The sequence below is a fragment of the Mesorhizobium sp. BR1-1-13 genome, assembly GCF_020165515.1.
GTDB lineage: Bacteria > Pseudomonadota > Alphaproteobacteria > Rhizobiales > Rhizobiaceae > Mesorhizobium.
In genome coordinates this window covers 197,182-214,775 of the sequence record NZ_JAIUIH010000010.1, presented here as the reverse complement: position 1 = coordinate 214,775, position 17,594 = coordinate 197,182, and the positions used below count along the sequence as shown (strand labels likewise).

Here is a 17,594-nt window from a genome sequence, read left to right as displayed (position 1 = left end):
TATAGGCGTTGCCGTGCTGGTTTGAAATGGCGTCAGAGGTCGGCCGGCGTCAGGAATGCCTCGAGATAGCCAGCACCCTGGGCGGCCGCGGCAAGGTCGCCGCGGAAGCGCACGACCGCCAGGCCCGAGGTCGGGAAACCATGATTGAGCATGGCGCGGGCGCTTTCCTCGCCATCGCCGGACACCGCCATGGCGAGATCCTCCGTCATCGGATTGTGGCCGACGAGCAGCATCGAACCCACCCCACCATTGTCCCGGATGAGGCTGAGGTACGCGGCCGCGTCCTCGCTGTAGAGCGCGTCGGCGAACAGAACCCGGCCGGTGTCGGCCCGACCGGCCACGCTTTCCAGCGTCTCCTTCGCGCGCCGGGCTGTGGAGCAAAGCGTCAGATCGGGCACATAGGAACGCGACCGCATGGCGGTGCCCATCGCCTCCGCATCAGCGCGGCCGGACGCATCGAGCGGGCGATCGAAATCACGCATGCCGGGCAGCGCCCATCCGGCTTTGGCGTGCCTCAACAGATAAAGCCTGCTCACCCAACCTCCACCCGTGCCAACAGCCCGAACCGTGCCGTGATTAGCCACAAGAACGGCGCGGCGCACAATGGCAGTCGTTTTTCGGACATGACGAATCATCAGCCGGCGGTCGCCAGTTCGAAGGATTCAGTACCTAAGGCCAGCCCGAATCACCTCAATCGCGCTCATCGAGGCAGATTAACAATTGCGTGAATCGGTAATCGATTGCGCTTGTGCAGGCGTTTGACCGCGAATATATAGGCGCCAAATTTGGGGCTGTTTGGGTGAGTCGAATGAACGATGCCGTTACCGCCGATTACGTACCCTCCGAAGATGAGCCGTTCATGAACGAGCGGCAGAAATCCTACTTCCGCTCAAAGCTCGTCACCTGGAAGAATGACATATTGCGCGAAGCGCGCGAAACTCTCGAAATCCTGCAGCAGGAAAACGCCAATCACCCTGATCTAGCCGACCGCGCCTCTTCGGAAACCGACCGCGCCATCGAACTCAGGGCGCGCGACCGCCAGCGGAAACTCATCGCAAAGATCGATTCGGCCTTGCAGCGCATCGAGGAAGGCACTTACGGCTATTGCGAGGAGACCGGCGAACCGATCGCGCTGAAGCGGCTGGATGCCCGCCCGATCGCAACCTTGTCGATCGAAGCGCAGGAGCGGCACGAGCGCCGCGAGAAGGTCTATCGCGACGACTAGCCTGCGGTCTGCATTCAAGAAGATTTCAGCGATATCGCTGTCGAAATGGCCGGTTTTCCGGCCATTTCTTTTTTCAGACCCGGGCGATGCGCGCAAAACCCCGAGCGGTTTTTCAGGCCCGGGCGCAAGCGCTGCTCATCTTTTCTGGCTGGAGAGTTCGCCCAGAAGCCTGGTCATCTCGTCGTCGAGCGACGGCGGTGTTTTTGCCACCGGCTTACTCGCCGGGCTGCTCGAGCGGGGCTGGTCGAGCGAAACCTCAAGTTCCTTCATCAGCGTTTCGTCGATGCTTTCCTGCCCCGGCGGTGGTGAAGCCGGAGGCGGGGCATGCCGAACGGCATTGACGTTTGCGGAACCGTAGGAAGGCAGCGGCGTGACATTGGTCGGTTGATAACCCTGCGCCGCCGGCTTCGGCACCGGCTCCGGAGCGCGCTGACGGGCGGGCGGCGCTGCGCTCACCGGCTGCGGAGCAGGTGCCTGTCTCGCCGGCGCCGGGGTGGGCTGAGGCGGACGCGGCTTTGCCACCGCGACAGGCTGCTGCGAGCCGCCATCTCCGGTCAGCGCGGGACGGCGTGGCGCAGAAAGGCGGATGTCACGCTCGACGACGACATCGGTCGGGCCGCCGATCAAAAGCAGATGCTCGATGTCGTCGCGGCGCACCAGCACCAGGCGGCGATGGCTGTCGACGGCGGTGGCGTCCATGACCGCAAGCCGCGTCTTGCGGTTCCGGCCGCCCGCGACAAAGGTGCCGAAGGTCAGGTTGCGAACGAGTTTGACGATGATGAGGACGATGACCAGCAGGACCAGCGCCGCGAAGGTCCACAGCAGTGCCGCTACATAGCCGGGGCCCGCTACGCTATCCAGCCATTGCAGCATTGGTTCCCCCTGATCGGTTTGGAAGTGACGCGACACTAGACCGTTGCGGCGGGCTACCGCAAGTTGCCTTTCACGCTTCATGAACAGCTTGAAACACTAGAGGGCCGGCCGACATCATTTTTATCTGACATTTGCCGCCCGGGCCTTTTCGGGACCAGGAGAATATGATTCAACCCGACAGGGGCGGGCGTCGGCACACATTGCGGCGAGTATCGGAACACCGGACTTCAAGAGCAGGGGGCACATGGCCAAGGAAGCGCGCGGCGATTTCTATCCGGTACCAATCGTCGATCAGAACACGCGGCCCGGCGCCGTCACCCGGCTCGTCATCTTCATTGCCGTCCTGACGGGGGCCGCCATCGTCTTCGGCCTGTTCCGCGAACGGCTCGGCGACCCTTTCCTGCTCGGCATGCTCGGCGTGCTGGCGATGATCGGCGTCGGCTTCCTGTTCGCCACGGCAATCGGCTTCGTGCAGATCACGCCACGCTCGACGGGCGACGAACTGTCGAAGGCATTCGTCGATTCGATGTCGCAGGGCCTTCTGGTCACGGACACCAAGGGCCGCGTGGTCTATGCCAACCGCGCCTATGCCGATATGACCGGAGCCTCTTCCGCGGCCGACCTGAAGACGGTCGAAGGGCTGCTTTCGGATGTTCCGGAAGCTTCGGTCACCATCTACCGACTGGCCTCCGGCCTGCGTGACGGCCAGCCGGGCGACGGCGAATTCCGACTCGCGCAGTCGATCAAGCCTGGTGCTGAGCCCGGCGCGCGCTGGTATCGCGCCCGCGCCCGCACCTTCAGCGTGCCGGGCCAGCGGCTGCCGATGCTCGCCTGGCAACTTGCCGACATTTCGCAGGAACGCGCCGAGCAGGAGCGTTTCTTCCTGGACCTGCAGAAGGCGATCGATCATCTCGACCACGCGCCCGCCGGCTTCTTTTCCGCCGACCAGGAAGGCCGCGTCACCTACATCAACGCCACGCTCGCCGAATGGCTGGGCATCGACCTTGCCAGCTTCACGCCCGGCGCCGTCTCCCTGCCGGAGATCGTCGCCGGCGACGGCATGGCGCTGGTGCGCTCGGTCAAGGCCGACCCCGGTACGACGCGCAACGCGGTCATCGATCTCGACCTCACGACGATGACGGGCGAGGCGCTGCCGGTGCGCTTCATGCATCGCGTTTCAGCCAGCCGCGAAGGCCTCAACGGTCCGACGCGCACGATCGTGCTCAACCGCACGCAAGGCGAGGACGCCTCGGCGGACCTGCGCGCTTCGGAAGTGCGCTTCACCCGCTTCTTCAATTCGACGCCGATGGCGATCGCCGGCGTCGACGCCAGCGGGCGCATCCTGCGCACCAATGCGCCGTTCCTTTCGCTGTTTTCATCGGTCGTCGACCGGGACGCCGTCGATCGCCGCATGCGGCTCGACACGGTCATCCACGAACGTGACCGCCCGGCCTTTGCCGCGGCCTTCGAAAAGGCAAGGCAGCGGCAGGCCGATATCGAGCCGATAGACACGCTCCTGCCCGGCAATGAGGAGCGCCACATCCGTTTTTACGTCAATGCGGTCGCCGACGGCACAGGCGGCGAGGGGGCCGAGGAGTCGGCCATCGTCTACGCCGTCGAGACGACGGAGCAGAAGGCGCTCGAAGGACAGATGGCGCAAAGCCAGAAGATGCAGGCGGTCGGCCAGCTTGCCGGCGGCATCGCGCACGACTTCAACAATGTGCTGACCGCCATCATCATGGCGTCTGACCTGCTTCTGACCAACCATCGGCCGTCGGACCCATCCTTTCCCGACATCATGAACATCAAGCAGAATGCCAACCGGGCGGCCTCGCTGGTGCGGCAGTTGCTGGCCTTTTCGCGCAAGCAGACGCTGCGGCCGGAAGTGCTGAACCTCACCGACGTGCTCGCCGATCTCAGGATGTTGCTCGCCCGTCTGGTCGGCAACGACATCAAGCTGAAGATCGACCACGGTCGCGATCTTTGGCCGGTCAAGGTCGATATCGGCCAGTTCGAGCAGGTGGTGGTCAACCTGGCGGTCAACGCGCGCGATGCAATGCCGGCGGGCGGCGACCTCACGGTGCGCACCCGCAATGTGACCGCCGAGGAGTGCAAGACCTTCCCCTACCGGGAACTCACTCCGGCGGACTATGTGGTGGCCGAGGTCGAGGACACCGGCAGCGGCATCGCGCCCGACGTGCTGAAGAAGATATTCGAACCGTTCTTCACCACCAAGGAGGTCGGCAAGGGCACCGGCCTTGGCCTGTCCATGGTCTACGGCATCATCAAACAGACCGGCGGCTTTATCTTCTGCGATTCCGAGGTCGGCAAGGGTTCGGTCTTCCGCATCTTCCTGCCGCGCCACATCGCCGAGGCAAAGAAGGCAGGCGAACCCGGGGAAGCACCGGCAGCGGTGCCTGCCAAGTCGGCCGAGACAGGCAAGGATTTGTCCGGGTCGGCCACTGTGCTGCTGGTCGAGGACGAGGATGCGGTGCGCATGGGCGGCATGCGGGCACTGACCTCGCGCGGCTATACCGTGCACGAGGCGTCCTCCGGGGTCGAGGCGCTGGAAGTGTTCGAAGCGCTCGGCGGCAAGGTCGACATCGTGGTTTCGGATGTGGTGATGCCGGAGATGGACGGGCCGACGCTGCTCGGCGAACTGCGCAAGCGCCAGCCGGACATCAAATTCGTCTTCGTGTCCGGCTATGCCGAGGATGCGTTCGCCAGGAACCTGCCCGCGGACGCGCATTTCGGTTTCCTGCCGAAACCGTTTTCGCTCAAGCAGTTGGCAACGATCGTCAAGGACATGCTGGAGTCCTGACACGGAGGTTCGTGGCATGAGACCTTACGTCACGCAGAAGGAACCTGGGCGACGATGATCGCCGGCTTCGCGCTGGGCCGGGCAGGCAGTCACTCGCAGGCCACTCCGTCCCATCGCGGTCCAGATGGCTCCCATAGCCGGCCTGCTCGTACCTGATGGGCGTCACGCCGGCCGCACGGGCAGCCGCGCAGTTCGGATAAGTCCGATAGCGACCTCTGTCGCCTGGGCGAGGCCTGTGTGGCCGGCGGCGGCCACGGCCTCCAGATCGGCGTCGCTGACATTGCCCTGGGTCTCGATGACCTTGCGGGCGAACTGGACGGCCGCATTGCGCTTGGGGTCGCTGGACTGCCCTTCCGAGCAAGGATGATCTCGTAGGTCGAGAGCTTGAAGGAGATGGCGCCAGCGAACGACACTCCGCTCAGCATGGAAAATGCAGGCCATCCACACGTTTGACTCCGGGACCCAAGGGATATTCTCGCACAGGCCATCCGCGCTCGAGCCCGTTGAGGGCGACAGGCCTTGGGGCCAATTCGATGGGAGACCTTCGCACGATCAAAATTTGTATTCGCTGAAACTCCGCGACGACCGAAGCGTTGGGTCACGAGCGGCGTGGCTTTGAGAGATCGGCAAGATCATGCCACACGGAACCGATCGGGCCGATGGAAGCGGCCTATCGCCAGGGATCATGTAAGCAAGCCTGCGCCGACGGCCGGTTCCGGAACGATCCGCTGCCTGAACAACGCTTCGAAGGAGTATCGCCATGCGGCATAAACGCATCGCCCTGATCACAGGGGCGAACCAAGGAGTGGGTCTTCAAGTCGCCAAGGAACTCGTGGCAAACGGCGTCACCGTGCTGGTCGGGTCGCGCGATTCCACACGCGGCGAGGCTGCGGCCAAGGAGATCGGGGCGGGCGCCATTGCGCTCCAACTCGACGTGACGGATCAGGCTTCGATTACCGCCGCGGCAGAGCGCATCCGGGGCGAGTTCGGCCGTCTCGACCTGCTCGTCAACAACGCGGCCATCTCGAATACCAGAAGACGGGCGGCCGAGTCGGCCGAGGATTATGCCAAGTCGACTCACCCGAGCGTCGTGTCGCTCGATGAGGTGCGCGCGGTGTGGGAGACCAACGTGTTCGGCGTCGTCGCCGTCACCCAGGCGATGCTGCCGCTGCTGCGCGAGTCGTCGGATGCCCGCATCGTCAACGTGTCGAGCGCCGTTGGCTCGCTGACGCTGAACGCAGACCCGGCCTTCCAATACCGCGCGATCTTCAGTCCCGTCTACTCGGCCTCCAAGACGGCCCTTAACGCGATGACGCTCGCCTTGATGATCGAGTTGGAGTCGACTGCGATCAAAGTCAACTTGGTCTCTCCGGGCTACACCAAGACAAACCTCAACGGATATCGGGGAACAGAATCTGTTGAAGAGGGTTCCCGCGAGGTGGTGCGCGTCGCGCTGCTCGGCCCCGACGGCCCGGCGGGCACGTTCACGCAGTGGGAAAACGAAACCATCCCGTGGTGACTTAATCGCGAGTGCCTGATCGAACTTGCGCTTCCGTTCGAAATTCAACGATGCCACCGTCATGACAGCATGCGCTCTCCCCCCGCTTGACTAGCGACTATCGGCGACATTCGGCCAAGAACAATCGCTGGGTACGCTGCGCTACTCTAGGCCATGAACCCATAAATCGGGAATGGCCGAGATTGGTGGTTCCCCGGAGGGCAGCTTAGGAGACGGAATCGCCGATTAGCGGCCGTTCAGCAAATCCGAGCAGCAAGGTTTTTGCGATCTCTCGCGCCTTCGAGGCAAGCGCCTCATCCGGCAGTTCGCCGGCGGTCCAGAATGACAGGACCCCACGAAAGGCAAATGCGAGCTGCTCCGGCAAACTGCGCAGCGCCTCCTGCCTGCCGGCCGCGATCAAGCCTTCGCCCGCTCCAAGGGCAAGCGACCACAAGGTTGTTGAGTGCGCCAGGACCCTTCCGGGGGACGGGCCGGCCGTGCCGATCCACCCCATCACGGCCCGGTTTATCTCCGGCTCCTCCAGCATCACCTCGACCGCCGTATCGATGGCCAACAGCACGCGGCCGGCGGCATCAGCAGGCGGTGACATCCCGGCAAAGCGCTGGGCCATCGTATCGATCCGCCGCCGCGAAAGGGCGTGCATGATCGCGGCCTTGCTCCCGAACTGATTGAACGGCGTCGCGAAACTGACTCCGGCTTCGGTGGCGAGGTCGCGCATCGAGAAATCGGCCTTACCCTGTCGGAGCAGTCGCTCCGCCGCATCGATCACACGCTGGCGAAGCGGCTCACCCCGCGTGGCGGTCGGAGCAACCTTGGTCTTGTTTGGTGTCATGCTGTTATCTATATCATGATATAGTTTCAATCATAGCCCGGAGTGAACCATGACTTCCACCCCTAAGACATTCCTCATCACCGGTGTCAGCTCCGGGCTGGGGCGAGCATTTGCAAGAGGCGCGCTTGAAGCGGGCCATCGGGTGATCGGCACCGTGCGGCGGAAAACCGACGCCGAGATCTTCGCAACGCTCGCGCCCGATCGCGCCCACCCGCTCTTGCTGGCCGTGACCGATTTCGAGACGGTCCCGGCGGCTGTCGCCGCGGCCGAACGGCAGGCGGGTCCAATCGACGTGCTGGTGAATAACGCCGGTTACGGCCATGAGGGCGTGCTGGAGGAGTCCTCCATGGACGATCTCCAGCGCCAGTTCGCCGCCAACGTCTTCGGGCCCGTCGCGATGATCAAGGCGGTGCTGCCGGGCATGCGCGAGCGGCGTCGCGGCCATATCATCAACGTCACGTCCATGGGCGGCTTCATCACCATGCCCGGGATCACCTTCTATTGCGGAAGCAAATTCGCGCTCGAAGGCATTTCCGAAGCGCTCGGCAAGGAAGTGGCAGGCTTTGGAATTCGGGTGACGGCGCTCGCTCCCGGCCAATTCCGCACGGATTGGGCCGGACGCTCGATGGATCGCACGCCGCGCAGCATTGCCGACTATGACGCGGTCATGGACCCGGTCCGCGCCGCGCGACAGGCCAAGAGCGGCAACCAACCGGGCGATCCGGCCAAGGCCGCGCAGGCGTTGCTCGTGCTGGTCGATGCCGCGAACCCGCCGGTACGGCTGTTCCTGGGCGACGACGCGCTGGGGCTGGTCGACCAGAAGCTCGACGTAATGCGGGGCGAAATCAGCGCGTGGGAGGAGCTTTCGCGCTCAACCAGCTTCGCATCATGAGCGCTTGGAGTGCGTCGGCTGATGAAGACGCGCCGCGCGTCTTCATCAGCCTGCAATTGGGGCTCGGCCCGAAGCCGGCCGAACATCCCGCCGAAGAGCAACCAAGTGCAGCCTTGCTTCAGCAAGCGGCTCTATCGCGAGCGCAACCTGATCGAGCGGTTCTTCTCCGAGATGAAGCGCTTCCGGCGTGTCGCCACCCGCTACGACAAGCTCGCCGCCAACTTCCTCGCCATGGTCCAGCTCGCCTCGATGCGGCTGTGGCTCCGCGCTTATGAGTCCTAGAACAGTTCAGCTTTGATAGAGTTCGCCGACCGCTTTAACTCTTTGTTTTCGTGATATTGTCGTCCTGAAACGAAGTTTCCGTGTATTAGCGTTCCCGAATGCCTCTTGCGCAATACTGCGACAAGGCCATGATTGTGGATGAAACGGCAGGGACGAGCTGTTGACGCCACACATCGAAGCCAGCAAGGGCGACTACGCCGAAATTGTGCTGTTGCCGGGCGACCCCCAGCGCGCCGAATGGATGGCCATGACATTCCTGGAGGCCCCGCGCTGCATCAACCGCCGGCGCGGTGCCCTTGGCTTCACTGGGCTGTTTCGTGGTCAGCCGATCAGCATCCAGGCGACAGGCATCGGCGGGTCCTCCTTTCTGATCTATGCGCATGAGCTGCTGGACGGCTATGGCGTGCGGACCTTGATCCGTACTGGCACCTGCGGCGGGCTGACCGCTGACGTAAAACTGCGCAGCCTCGTCATCTCCCAATCGGTGCGGCCCGAAAGCGCCCGAAGCGGTCAGGTTTTCGGCCTCTATGACGCTGCAGCCGGGCCGGACCCGGCGCTGTTTGCCCGCGCATTGGCGAAGGCGGCCGAACTCGGCATCGACCATCGTGCCGGACTGACGGCATGCAGCGACGTCTTCCACCATCCGGAGGGACGCGCCCGTTTTGCCGATGCGCAGGCAGCCGGCGCGCTAGCCGTGGACATGGAGACCAGTGCGCTCTATCGCATTTCCAGGCATTTCGGGGCCCGTGCGCTATCGATCTGCACGGTGGTCGACGATATCGACAGCGGCGAACAGACCCAATATGCAGAGCGCCAGGATCTGTTTACCGACATGACGCGGCTGGCGCTCGAAATCGCCGCCGACGATCGGCCCGGTGTTTGACAGCCTCGCCGAGTCGCTCCGATCCTCATACAATTCCGAACGGACATTTCAGTCCTTCGTGCAGGTCGAGGCGGTGAAGGCGCCGTCGGGTTGCCTCATGATGATGTCGAATGAAGGCGGGCCCTGACCATCCAGAGTCGCCTGAGTGAGGGACAACGAGTTGCCGCCGGCGGTGTAGCCGCCGAGCGGTCCCAGCCAGGAGATCACCCCGTTTGCGTCCATCTGGTAATTGTAGCCCTGCTGGGCCGTTCCGAAGGTGATTGGGCCGGTATAGACATTTCCCTTGATGGTGATGTCGCCGAGGTTGAGGAACATGCCGAGCAGGTAGACCTCGCAATGATAAATGCCGTCGGGCATCTTGCCGTCGCTGAAGTCGGCTCGCGCCGCCCCGGTCGCCGCCGCCAGAAACAATAGGCCGGTAGAGATGCGTGAAATTCCGGATGCCATGACGTCCCTCGGTTGAGGATCGAACTTGCCCCATTTGTGTGCCGTGCCGCAATATTGTCGGGTGCGGCCTGCTTGCGGAGATCAAAATCTAGGCATTTGGAAAAATTGGACGAAAATTAGGCAAAAACCGTGTGCGCTGCGCAAATTTCTCTCAACCAATTTTTAACCGGCCCTCACGATTTCTCTAAGTACGATATGTCAAACCACTGATAATATTGAGCATTAACTTCTCCCGCGAGACCGCCTCGGCGATTGGCATGGGGGTTGCTTCGTAGTGTTGCGTTGCAATCAATCAGCTTGGGAGTGTCAGGCATGAGGGGTAATTTCTCGACAATAACAAAAATGTTTTCGGCGGGCGTGGTCGCTGCCGGCCTGTCCATGTCGGCGCCCGCGAAGGCGGCCGACGACACGATCAAGGTCGGTATCCTCCATTCGCTGTCCGGCACGATGGCGATTTCGGAGACGACGCTGAAGGATGCCATGCTGATGCTCATCGACGAGCAGAACGCCAAGGGCGGGCTGCTCGGCAAGAAGCTCGAAGCGGTCGTCGTCGATCCGGCGTCCAACTGGCCGCTCTTCGCCGAGAAGGCGCGCGAGTTGATCTCCAAGGACAAGGTCGCGGCGGTGTTCGGCTGCTGGACCTCGGTGTCGCGCAAATCGGTGCTGCCGGTGTTTTCGGAACTCGACAACATCCTGTTCTATCCCGTCCAGTATGAGGGCGAGGAGAGTGAGCGCAACGTGTTCTATACGGGCGCAGCGCCGAATCAGCAGGCCATTCCGGCCGTCGACTATTTGATGAGCGAGGACGGCGGTTCGGTGAAGCGATGGGTGCTGGAAGGCACCGACTATGTCTATCCCCGCACCACCAACAAGATCCTCGAGGCCTATCTGAAGGCCAAGGGCGTCGCGGCGGAAGACATCATGGTCAACTACACGCCGTTCGGTTTCTCCGACTGGCAGACCGAAGTCTCGGCAATCAAGAAGTTCGGTTCGGCCGGCAAGAAGACCGCCGTCGTCTCCACCGTCAACGGCGACGCCAACGTGCCGTTCTACAAGGAACTGGGCAACCAGGGCATCAAGGCCGAGGACATCCCGGTCATGGCCTTCTCTGTCGGCGAGGAGGAGCTAGCCGGTCTCGACACGGCGCCTCTGGTCGGCCATCTCGCCGCCTGGAACTATTTTGAGAGCGTCGACACACCCGAGAACAAGAAGTTCATCGCCGACTGGCACAAGTTCATCAAGAACGACAAGCGCACCACAAACGACCCGATGGAGGCCCACTATATCGGCTTCAACATGTGGGTGAAGGCGGTCGAGAAGGCCGGCACCACCGATCCGGACAAGGTGATTGACGCCATGGTCGGCGTCTCGGTGCCGAACCTGACCGGCGGCTATTCGACGATGATGCCGAACCATCACATCACCAAGCCGGTGCTGATCGGTGAAATCCAGGCAGACGGCCAGTTCGAGACGGTCTCGCGCACGCCGGGGCTGGTGATGGGCGACGAGTGGTCGGATTACCTGCCCGATTCCAAGGACTTGATCTCCGATTGGCGGGCGCCTCTGTCCTGCGGCAACTTCAATGTCGCCACCGGCAAATGCGGCGGCAAGGGCACAAACTGATCCTCCCGGGCTGGACCTTCAGGTCCATGCCCATGACCGCGAGCGTCCGGACGGTTCCTCCGCCGTCCGGACGTCCAACTCAACCCTGAAGAGCCGCCTGACGCCGATGAACCTTTTCCGCGCACTTGGCCTGACGCTGCTGTTCTTGCTGGCGACGCTGTCGTCGTCGGGCGCTGGCGAAGCCGATCTGCGTGGCATCATCGCCAAGTTCGCCGCCGCCAAGGGTTTTTCGGAGACGGGAGCTGTCGTTCACGACTTGGCGGCGACCGGCGACCCGGCCGTCGAGCGGCCGCTTGCGGCGCTCGCCGACGGCAATCTTTATGTCCGCAAGATCGATTCCCTGGTCTTCGTCGGCAAGGAAGGCGGCGAACGGGTCGAGCTTTTCGACCCGCTGAGCGGCGAACCATCCGGTGAAGCGGCCAAGGACGACATCATCAAGATCAAGGTCAACAACACGCTGCGCCGCACCATCCGCGATGCGCTGGGCACGCTGACGCTTGGCGCCAAGGATCCGGCCGTGCGGCTCGCCGCCGCCGACACCATGTTCAAGACGCCCGATGCCGCAAACATCGAGCCGCTCGATGCCGCGATCGCCAATGAGACGGTCGCCAGTGTCAAGACCTTGCTGGAACAGGCTCGTGCCGCGTCGATTCTGAGCTCGGATCGGCCGGATGCCGACAAGCTCGCGGCAATCGCCCTGATCGGCGCGCGCGGCGACCGCGATGCGGTATCGCTGCTCACCTCGGCAGAGGCCAATGCCTCGGGCGCAGTGAAGGAAGCCGCGACAGCGGCAATCGCCAACATCAATTCGACGCTAGCGCTGTGGGACGCCGGACAGAACATCTGGTACGGCATTTCGCTGGGCTCGGTGCTGCTGCTGGCGGCGATCGGGCTTGCCATCACCTTCGGCGTCATGGGCGTCATCAATATGGCGCATGGCGAGATGGTGATGCTCGGCGCCTACACGACCTTCGTCGTCCAGCAGGTGATCCGCACATCCTTTCCCGGCCTGTTCGACTGGTCGCTGGTGATCGCGCTGCCGCTCGCGTTCCTGGTCGCAGGGCTTGTCGGCCTCGCCATCGAGCGCGGCGTTATCCGCTTCCTCTACGGCCGGCCGCTGGAGACGCTGCTGGCGACATGGGGCGTTTCGCTGATCCTGCAGCAGGCAGTGCGCTCGATCTTCGGGCCGACCAACCAGGAGGTCGGCAATCCCTCCTGGATGTCGGGTTCGTTCGATGTCGGCCAACTTGCCATCACCTGGAACCGGCTCTGGATCCTGGTGTTCGCGCTCAGCGTCTTTGCCGTGCTGCTCTATGTGATGAAGCGCACCCCCTGGGGCTTACAGATGCGCGCCGTCACCGCCAACCGGCGCATGGCCGCCTCGATGGGCATCAGGACGCCATGGGTCGACGCGCTGACCTTCGCGCTCGGTTCCGGCATTGCCGGCATAGCCGGCGTGGCGCTCAGCCAGATTGACAATGTCTCGCCCAATCTCGGCCGCGGCTACATCATCGACAGTTTCATGGTCGTCGTTTTCGGCGGCGTCGGCAATCTGTGGGGCACGCTGGTCGGCGCCTTTTCGCTCGGCGTCGTCAACAAGTTCCTGGAACCCTATGCCGGGGCGGTGCTCGGCAAGATCGTCGTGCTGGTGCTGATCATCCTGTTCATCCAGAAGCGCCCGCGCGGCCTGTTCGCGCTCAAGGGCAGGGCGGTGGAAGCATGATGTCGGGACGCTTCTTCGCCGCGGGCGCGGACCGCCGCATCGCCATCACCATCCTCATCCTGCTGGCGGCGGCCATCGTCGTGCCGCTGCTCAACCTGGTTGTTTCGCCTACGAGCGCATTCTACGTCCCGCCCTATATCGTGGCGCTGACCGGCAAATACCTCTGCTATGCGCTGCTGGCGCTCGCGCTTGACCTAGTCTGGGGCTATTGCGGCATCCTCTCGCTCGGCCACGGCGCCTTCTTCGCGCTCGGCGGCTACGCGATGGGCATGTATCTGATGCGCCAGATCGGCTCGCGCGGCGTTTATGGCAACCCGGTCCTGCCTGATTTCATGGTGTTCCTGAACTACAAGGAACTGCCCTGGTTCTGGACCGGCTTCGACCATTTCTGGTTCGCCGGCCTCATGGTGCTGGCGGTACCCGGCCTGCTCGCCTTCGTCTTCGGCTGGTTCGCCTTCCGCAGCCGCGTCACCGGCGTCTATCTCTCCATCATCACGCAGGCGATGACCTATGCGCTGCTGCTCGCCTTCTTTCGCAACGACATGGGCTTCGGCGGCAATAACGGTCTCACAGATTTCAAGGACATTCTGGGCTTCAACGTGCAGGCCGACGCAACCCGCTCGGCGCTGTTCGCGGCAAGCGCGGTGACGCTGGCGCTCGGCGTCTTCGTCACCTGGGCGATTGTCGGCTCCAAATACGGCAAGCTGTTGATGGCGGTGCGCGATGCCGAAAGCCGCACCCGCTTCCTCGGCTGGCGGGCGGAGAATGTGAAGTTGTTCGCCTTCACGGTTTCAGCTGTCATGGCCGGCGTCGCGGGCGCGCTTTACGTGCCGCAGGTCGGCATCATCAATCCGGGCGAATTCGAACCCTCCAATTCGATCGAGGTGGTGATCTGGGCAGCGGTCGGCGGGCGCGGCACCATCATCGGGCCGATCATCGGTGCGCTGCTGGTCAACGCCGGAAAATCCTGGTTCACCGGCGTGCTGCCTGAACTGTGGCTGTTCGCACTCGGCGGCCTGTTCGTCGCCGTGACGCTGCTCTTGCCGAAAGGCATCATCGGCATGTGGGACAGCTGGCGCGGCAACGCCAAGGCGCTGCGCGCGGCATCGTTGGCCGAGGGGGCCGGTGCCGATGGTGAAATCGCGCCGTCCAAGGTCGTGCGGGCGGCGGCGAGAACACCCGGCGAATGGTCCTCGCCAAACCCCGAACCACAGCCGGCGGAGTGAGGGCTATGTCGAAGAGCAACACCATCCTCTATCTCGACGGCGTCTCGGTTTCCTTCGACGGTTTTCGCGCCATCAACAATCTGTCGCTGGTGCTCGACAAGGGCGAGATGCGCGCCATCATCGGCCCCAACGGCGCCGGCAAGACGACGATGATGGACATCGTCACCGGCAAGACACGGCCCGACGAGGGCGAGGTGTTCTTCGACGGCCAGGTGGATCTCACCAGGCACGACGAGGCCGAGATCGCCATGATGGGCATCGGCCGCAAATTCCAGAAGCCGACGGTTTTCGAAAGCCACACGATCGAGGAAAATTTGATGCTGGCGCTGAAGGGGCCGCGCTCGATCTTTCCGGCGCTGTTCCATCGACGCTCACCCGCCGAGGCGCGGCGGATCGACGACATCCTCGGGACCATCCGGCTCGGCGACAAACGCGACGAGCTGGCCGCCAATCTCAGCCACGGCCAGAAGCAGTGGCTGGAGATCGGCATGCTCCTGGCGCAGGACCCGAAGCTGCTGCTGGTCGACGAGCCGGTCGCCGGCATGACCGACGCCGAGACGGAGGAAACCGCGCGGCTGCTCAAGGAGATCGCGCGTGACCATTCGGTGATCGTTGTCGAGCACGACATGCATTTCGTGCGCGAGCTCGGCGTCAAGGTTACCTGCCTGCATGAGGGCTCGGTGCTTTCAGAAGGCACACTCGATTTCGTATCCGCCGATGAACGCGTCGTCGAAGTCTATCTGGGGAGATGATCATGGTTTGGCGCGTACAATTCGATCGCTTCGATCTTGCCTTCCTTCGGTTCTGGAGAAGGCGCTGACATGCTCGAAGTTTCCGATGCCACGCTCCACTACGGCGCCGCCCAGGCGCTGCGCGGCGTGTCGCTGAAAGCGGGCGCCGGCAAGATCACCTGCGTGCTCGGCCGCAATGGCGTCGGCAAGACAAGTTTGATGAGATCGATCGTCGGCCATCACCGGCTGACGAGCGGAAGCGTTGCCTTCGAGGGGAAGGCGCTCGACCGGAGCGCGGCGTATGACCGCGCCCGGTCGGGCATCGCATTCGTGCCGCAGGGCAGGGAGATTTTTCCGCTGCTCAGCGTGCGGGAGAACCTCGAATCGGGATTCGCGCCGCTGAAGCGGGCCGACCGCAACGTGCCGGCGCATGTCTTCGAATTGTTTCCGGTGCTCAAGCAGATGCTTGGCCGCCGCGGCGGCGATCTCTCCGGCGGCCAGCAGCAGCAGCTCGCCATCGGCAGGGCATTGGTTATGCGACCCAAGCTGTTGGTGCTCGACGAGCCGACCGAAGGCATCCAGCCGTCTGTTATCAAGGACATCGGCCGCGCCATCCGCTATCTGCGCGACCAGGCCGGCATTGCGGTTCTTCTCGTGGAGCAATATCTCGACTTCTGCCGCGAACTCGCCGACGAGGTCAACATCATGGACCGCGGCCAGATCGTCCATACTGGTCCTGCCGAAGATCTCGACCGGGCGGATGTCAGGAAGTTCCTGACGGTGTAAATCCATCTCCTGATGAAAGATTACTCAATCTTTCTTCAACACCCGCTGGCACGCTCAATACTACATGCTAGTCTTCTGATGGCTTTGTGAGTCGGCCGCTTCCGTATCAGTCTGGTTTGTCGCAGATCGAGGTGGGCGACGGGCAAGTTCCGCGCAAGCATGCGTTCCTAGCATCCTCCCTGCGATCTCTGTCGTTCAACGCGTTTGGGCACACAGGCTAAGGGGCAGCCATGGAACGTTACGTCGAGGACTACCAGAAACGGCGACTCACCGAGCGCGTCGACATCATCACAGCCATCAACATTCTGAAATCTCAGGGCTATGACCACGACGAGCTGATCGAGGAGATCACCAAGGTCTTCTATGTCGACCTCGATGCCTTCAATGAAATTGTCATGGCGGCGTAAAAGCCGCATTCGCCCATCCAACGATCACAGGCACGGCATTGATGCGCGTGGTCAGCCGGCCCGCCGGAACGTCGAGGCGGTGACGCGGTTGCGGCCGCCGCGCTTGGCGGCATAGAGCGCCTCGTCTGCGGCGCTGAGCACCTTGTCGAAGCTCAGGCCCTGTTTGGTGCCGAAAGCAAAGCCGGCGCTGACGGTGCATGTCAGGGAACCGTTCTCGGTGTCGATGCGGCGCGCGGCGAATGAGGTTCGTATCGCCTCGGCCGTGTTTTCCACTGTTTCGGGCAAAGTCCGCTTCAACACCACCGCGAACTCCTCGCCGCCCATGCGCGCGGCGACATCGGTCGGGCGAAGGTTGCCGGCAAGCTCCTTGGCGAACACTTTCAGCACCTCATCGCCCGTCGCGTGGCCGAACTCGTCATTGATGGCCTTGAAGCTATCGAGGTCGAACACGACCACGGCGGTAAAGGCGCCGACGGGGGAATCGCCAAAGAGGTCGAACAGCGCGCGGCGGTTGAGCAGGCCGGTCAGCTGATCCGTCAGCGCGTTGCGGCGGTGATGCCCCGCCAGACGCCCCTGGTTGAGGGCCAGCGACAAGGCGCCGATGCCGGTCATGCTGGCGATGACGACGACGAGGCTGAGATCCTCGGCCCAGTTCCTCGGCGCATGGCTCATGATCAGCTTGCCATCCCATGCCAAAACCGTCGCGCAGAGCAGGAAGGACATGGCGGTCGCCGAATAGAGTGCGGCGGCGCCGATGGTAAGCGCCGGGGCCTCGGCGCGGCCTTTCCAGTATTCGGCGGCGGTGGCGAACAAGAGCAGGGCCGCAAACAGGTTCTCGAGCATGAAGCCGAGCCCGTCATAGCCCAGAGCCATGGGCGGCAGCGCCACTGCCAGTGAAATGCCGCTGCCGATCAGAATCCTGGGTATCGGTGACCCGCCGCTTCTGAATTGGTAGGCGGCGCCCAGCATCATCGAGAAGCCGACCAGCAGCAAGGTGAAGGTGGCGATGCCGAGGCCGCGCCTGGGCGCGTCGAGATAGGCGTCATAGGTGAAGACCTCGCCCACGACCAGCAAGGCGCTGAGCGCCCAGGTGAGCAGGAACTTGTCGGTGCGGGCGGTGAGCCAGGTGCCGAACAACGTCAGGCTCAGGCAGGCAGCGGAGAAACCGACCGCCAGCAGAAGTGAGTTGTAGTCGAGCGACATGCCCCTCGTTCCTTGCCCGCGACGACCCTGCAGCCTGGCGTTGCTGCAGTCATGACGCAAGGAAGTATCGATAAGGTTACGATAGCGACGAAGATGCGACGGTTCAGGGCAGGCGTCGCCG

17 protein-coding genes and 2 pseudogenes are annotated in these 17,594 nt (G+C 63.2%); 12 read left to right on the top strand and 7 right to left on the bottom strand.

Annotated elements, in window-relative coordinates:
• Positions 1–32: 32 nt before the first annotated feature.
• A complete protein-coding gene (locus LB533_RS22570; RefSeq protein WP_224678255.1) occupies positions 33–536 on the bottom strand; it encodes a SixA phosphatase family protein in 504 nt (167 codons plus the stop codon).
• Between the two features lie 272 nt (positions 537–808).
• Here LB533_RS22570 and dksA point away from each other — a divergent pair, with 272 nt between their 5' ends.
• The gene (gene dksA / locus LB533_RS22565) at positions 809–1,225 is read left to right on the top strand and encodes an RNA polymerase-binding protein DksA (protein WP_140498888.1); all 417 of its coding nucleotides are present in this window, start codon (positions 809–811) and stop codon (positions 1,223–1,225) included.
• Positions 1,226–1,360: 135 nt separating this feature from the next.
• On the opposite strand, the gene LB533_RS22560 is transcribed toward dksA, so the two are convergent.
• Positions 1,361–2,098: a flagellar biosynthetic protein FliO gene (locus LB533_RS22560; RefSeq protein WP_181169267.1), complete on the bottom strand. Its 738-nt coding sequence runs from the start codon at positions 2,096–2,098 to the stop codon at positions 1,361–1,363.
• Positions 2,099–2,342: 244 nt separating this feature from the next.
• Here LB533_RS22560 and cckA point away from each other — a divergent pair, with 244 nt between their 5' ends.
• Positions 2,343–4,919: a cell cycle histidine kinase CckA gene (gene cckA / locus LB533_RS22555; RefSeq protein WP_140638262.1), complete on the top strand. Its 2,577-nt coding sequence runs from the start codon at positions 2,343–2,345 to the stop codon at positions 4,917–4,919.
• On the opposite strand, the gene LB533_RS22550 is transcribed toward cckA, so the two are convergent.
• Both LB533_RS22550 and LB533_RS22545 read right to left on the bottom strand, forming a co-directional pair.
• Positions 4,897–5,085 carry a hypothetical protein gene (locus LB533_RS22550; RefSeq protein WP_224678254.1) on the bottom strand — a complete coding sequence of 63 codons (189 nt, stop codon included), beginning with the start codon at positions 5,083–5,085 and terminating at the stop codon, positions 4,897–4,899. The two genes, cckA and LB533_RS22550, sit on opposite strands and share 23 nt — an antisense overlap.
• A gap of 68 nt (positions 5,086–5,153) precedes the next feature.
• A pseudogene (locus tag LB533_RS22545) lies at positions 5,154–5,296 on the bottom strand (carboxymuconolactone decarboxylase family protein); the annotation flags it as partial.
• 383 nt (positions 5,297–5,679) lie between these two features.
• On the opposite strand from LB533_RS22545, the gene LB533_RS22540 reads away from it, so the two are divergent.
• Positions 5,680–6,438 carry an SDR family NAD(P)-dependent oxidoreductase gene (locus tag LB533_RS22540; RefSeq protein ID WP_224678253.1) on the top strand — a complete coding sequence of 253 codons (759 nt, stop codon included), beginning with the start codon at positions 5,680–5,682 and terminating at the stop codon, positions 6,436–6,438.
• Between the two features lie 205 nt (positions 6,439–6,643).
• Here LB533_RS22540 and LB533_RS22535 read toward each other — a convergent pair whose 3' ends face one another.
• Positions 6,644–7,270, bottom strand: a complete 627-nt coding sequence (locus LB533_RS22535; protein ID WP_224678252.1) for a TetR/AcrR family transcriptional regulator — start codon at positions 7,268–7,270, stop codon at positions 6,644–6,646.
• Between the two features lie 49 nt (positions 7,271–7,319).
• Here LB533_RS22535 and LB533_RS22530 point away from each other — a divergent pair, with 49 nt between their 5' ends.
• The 3 genes and pseudogenes from LB533_RS22530 (at position 7,320) to LB533_RS22520 (ending at position 9,327) form a co-directional block, all read left to right on the top strand.
• On the top strand, positions 7,320–8,162 hold the full coding sequence (locus LB533_RS22530; protein WP_224678251.1) for an oxidoreductase: 843 nt from the start codon (positions 7,320–7,322) through the stop codon (positions 8,160–8,162).
• 78 nt (positions 8,163–8,240) lie between these two features.
• Positions 8,241–8,444: pseudogene (locus tag LB533_RS22525) on the top strand (transposase); the annotation flags it as partial.
• A gap of 160 nt (positions 8,445–8,604) precedes the next feature.
• A complete protein-coding gene (locus tag LB533_RS22520; protein WP_224678250.1) occupies positions 8,605–9,327 on the top strand; it encodes a DeoD-type purine-nucleoside phosphorylase in 723 nt (240 codons plus the stop codon).
• 48 nt (positions 9,328–9,375) lie between these two features.
• Here LB533_RS22520 and LB533_RS22515 read toward each other — a convergent pair whose 3' ends face one another.
• Entirely contained in the window at positions 9,376–9,774 is a 399-nt protein-coding gene (locus LB533_RS22515) for a hypothetical protein (RefSeq protein WP_140638257.1), read from the bottom strand.
• Between the two features lie 312 nt (positions 9,775–10,086).
• Between LB533_RS22515 and urtA the strand changes: the two genes are divergently transcribed.
• From urtA to LB533_RS22485, 6 genes are all read left to right on the top strand, one after another.
• Positions 10,087–11,397: an urea ABC transporter substrate-binding protein gene (gene urtA, locus LB533_RS22510; protein WP_140498870.1), complete on the top strand. Its 1,311-nt coding sequence runs from the start codon at positions 10,087–10,089 to the stop codon at positions 11,395–11,397.
• Positions 11,398–11,503: 106 nt separating this feature from the next.
• On the top strand, positions 11,504–13,120 hold the full coding sequence (gene urtB, locus LB533_RS22505) for an urea ABC transporter permease subunit UrtB (RefSeq protein ID WP_224678249.1): 1,617 nt from the start codon (positions 11,504–11,506) through the stop codon (positions 13,118–13,120).
• Positions 13,117–14,346, top strand: a complete 1,230-nt coding sequence (gene urtC, locus LB533_RS22500) for an urea ABC transporter permease subunit UrtC (RefSeq protein ID WP_224678248.1) — start codon at positions 13,117–13,119, stop codon at positions 14,344–14,346. Before urtB ends, urtC begins: the two co-directional genes overlap by 4 nt.
• A gap of 5 nt (positions 14,347–14,351) precedes the next feature.
• Positions 14,352–15,098, top strand: a complete 747-nt coding sequence (gene urtD, locus LB533_RS22495) for an urea ABC transporter ATP-binding protein UrtD (protein ID WP_224661271.1) — start codon at positions 14,352–14,354, stop codon at positions 15,096–15,098.
• 69 nt (positions 15,099–15,167) lie between these two features.
• Positions 15,168–15,863 carry an urea ABC transporter ATP-binding subunit UrtE gene (urtE, locus tag LB533_RS22490; protein WP_140548229.1) on the top strand — a complete coding sequence of 232 codons (696 nt, stop codon included), beginning with the start codon at positions 15,168–15,170 and terminating at the stop codon, positions 15,861–15,863.
• Between the two features lie 230 nt (positions 15,864–16,093).
• The gene (locus tag LB533_RS22485; protein WP_140498860.1) at positions 16,094–16,270 is read left to right on the top strand and encodes a hypothetical protein; all 177 of its coding nucleotides are present in this window, start codon (positions 16,094–16,096) and stop codon (positions 16,268–16,270) included.
• Between the two features lie 51 nt (positions 16,271–16,321).
• On the opposite strand, the gene LB533_RS22480 is transcribed toward LB533_RS22485, so the two are convergent.
• Positions 16,322–17,473, bottom strand: coding sequence for a GGDEF domain-containing protein (locus LB533_RS22480; protein WP_224678247.1), 1,152 nt, complete (start codon positions 17,471–17,473; stop codon positions 16,322–16,324).
• Between the last annotated feature and the right edge of the window lie 121 nt (positions 17,474–17,594).

Bases quoted from the DNA above. Each gene is read 5' to 3' on its own strand.
- urtD (WP_224661271.1), top strand. From the start codon at position 14,352: ATGTCGAAGAGCAACACCATCCTCTATCTCGACGGCGTCTCGGTTTCC.
- urtB (WP_224678249.1), top strand. From the start codon at position 11,504: ATGAACCTTTTCCGCGCACTTGGCCTGACGCTGCTGTTCTTGCTGGCG.
- urtA (WP_140498870.1), top strand. From the start codon at position 10,087: ATGAGGGGTAATTTCTCGACAATAACAAAAATGTTTTCGGCGGGCGTG.
- cckA (WP_140638262.1), top strand. From the start codon at position 2,343: ATGGCCAAGGAAGCGCGCGGCGATTTCTATCCGGTACCAATCGTCGAT.
- LB533_RS22515 (WP_140638257.1), bottom strand. From the start codon at position 9,774: ATGGCATCCGGAATTTCACGCATCTCTACCGGCCTATTGTTTCTGGCG.
- urtC (WP_224678248.1), top strand. From the start codon at position 13,117: ATGATGTCGGGACGCTTCTTCGCCGCGGGCGCGGACCGCCGCATCGCC.
- LB533_RS22530 (WP_224678251.1), top strand. From the start codon at position 7,320: ATGACTTCCACCCCTAAGACATTCCTCATCACCGGTGTCAGCTCCGGG.
- LB533_RS22485 (WP_140498860.1), top strand. From the start codon at position 16,094: ATGGAACGTTACGTCGAGGACTACCAGAAACGGCGACTCACCGAGCGC.
- LB533_RS22560 (WP_181169267.1), bottom strand. From the start codon at position 2,098: ATGCTGCAATGGCTGGATAGCGTAGCGGGCCCCGGCTATGTAGCGGCA.
- LB533_RS22540 (WP_224678253.1), top strand. From the start codon at position 5,680: ATGCGGCATAAACGCATCGCCCTGATCACAGGGGCGAACCAAGGAGTG.
- urtE (WP_140548229.1), top strand. From the start codon at position 15,168: ATGCTCGAAGTTTCCGATGCCACGCTCCACTACGGCGCCGCCCAGGCG.
- LB533_RS22535 (WP_224678252.1), bottom strand. From the start codon at position 7,270: ATGACACCAAACAAGACCAAGGTTGCTCCGACCGCCACGCGGGGTGAG.
- dksA (WP_140498888.1), top strand. From the start codon at position 809: ATGAACGATGCCGTTACCGCCGATTACGTACCCTCCGAAGATGAGCCG.
- LB533_RS22480 (WP_224678247.1), bottom strand. From the start codon at position 17,473: ATGTCGCTCGACTACAACTCACTTCTGCTGGCGGTCGGTTTCTCCGCT.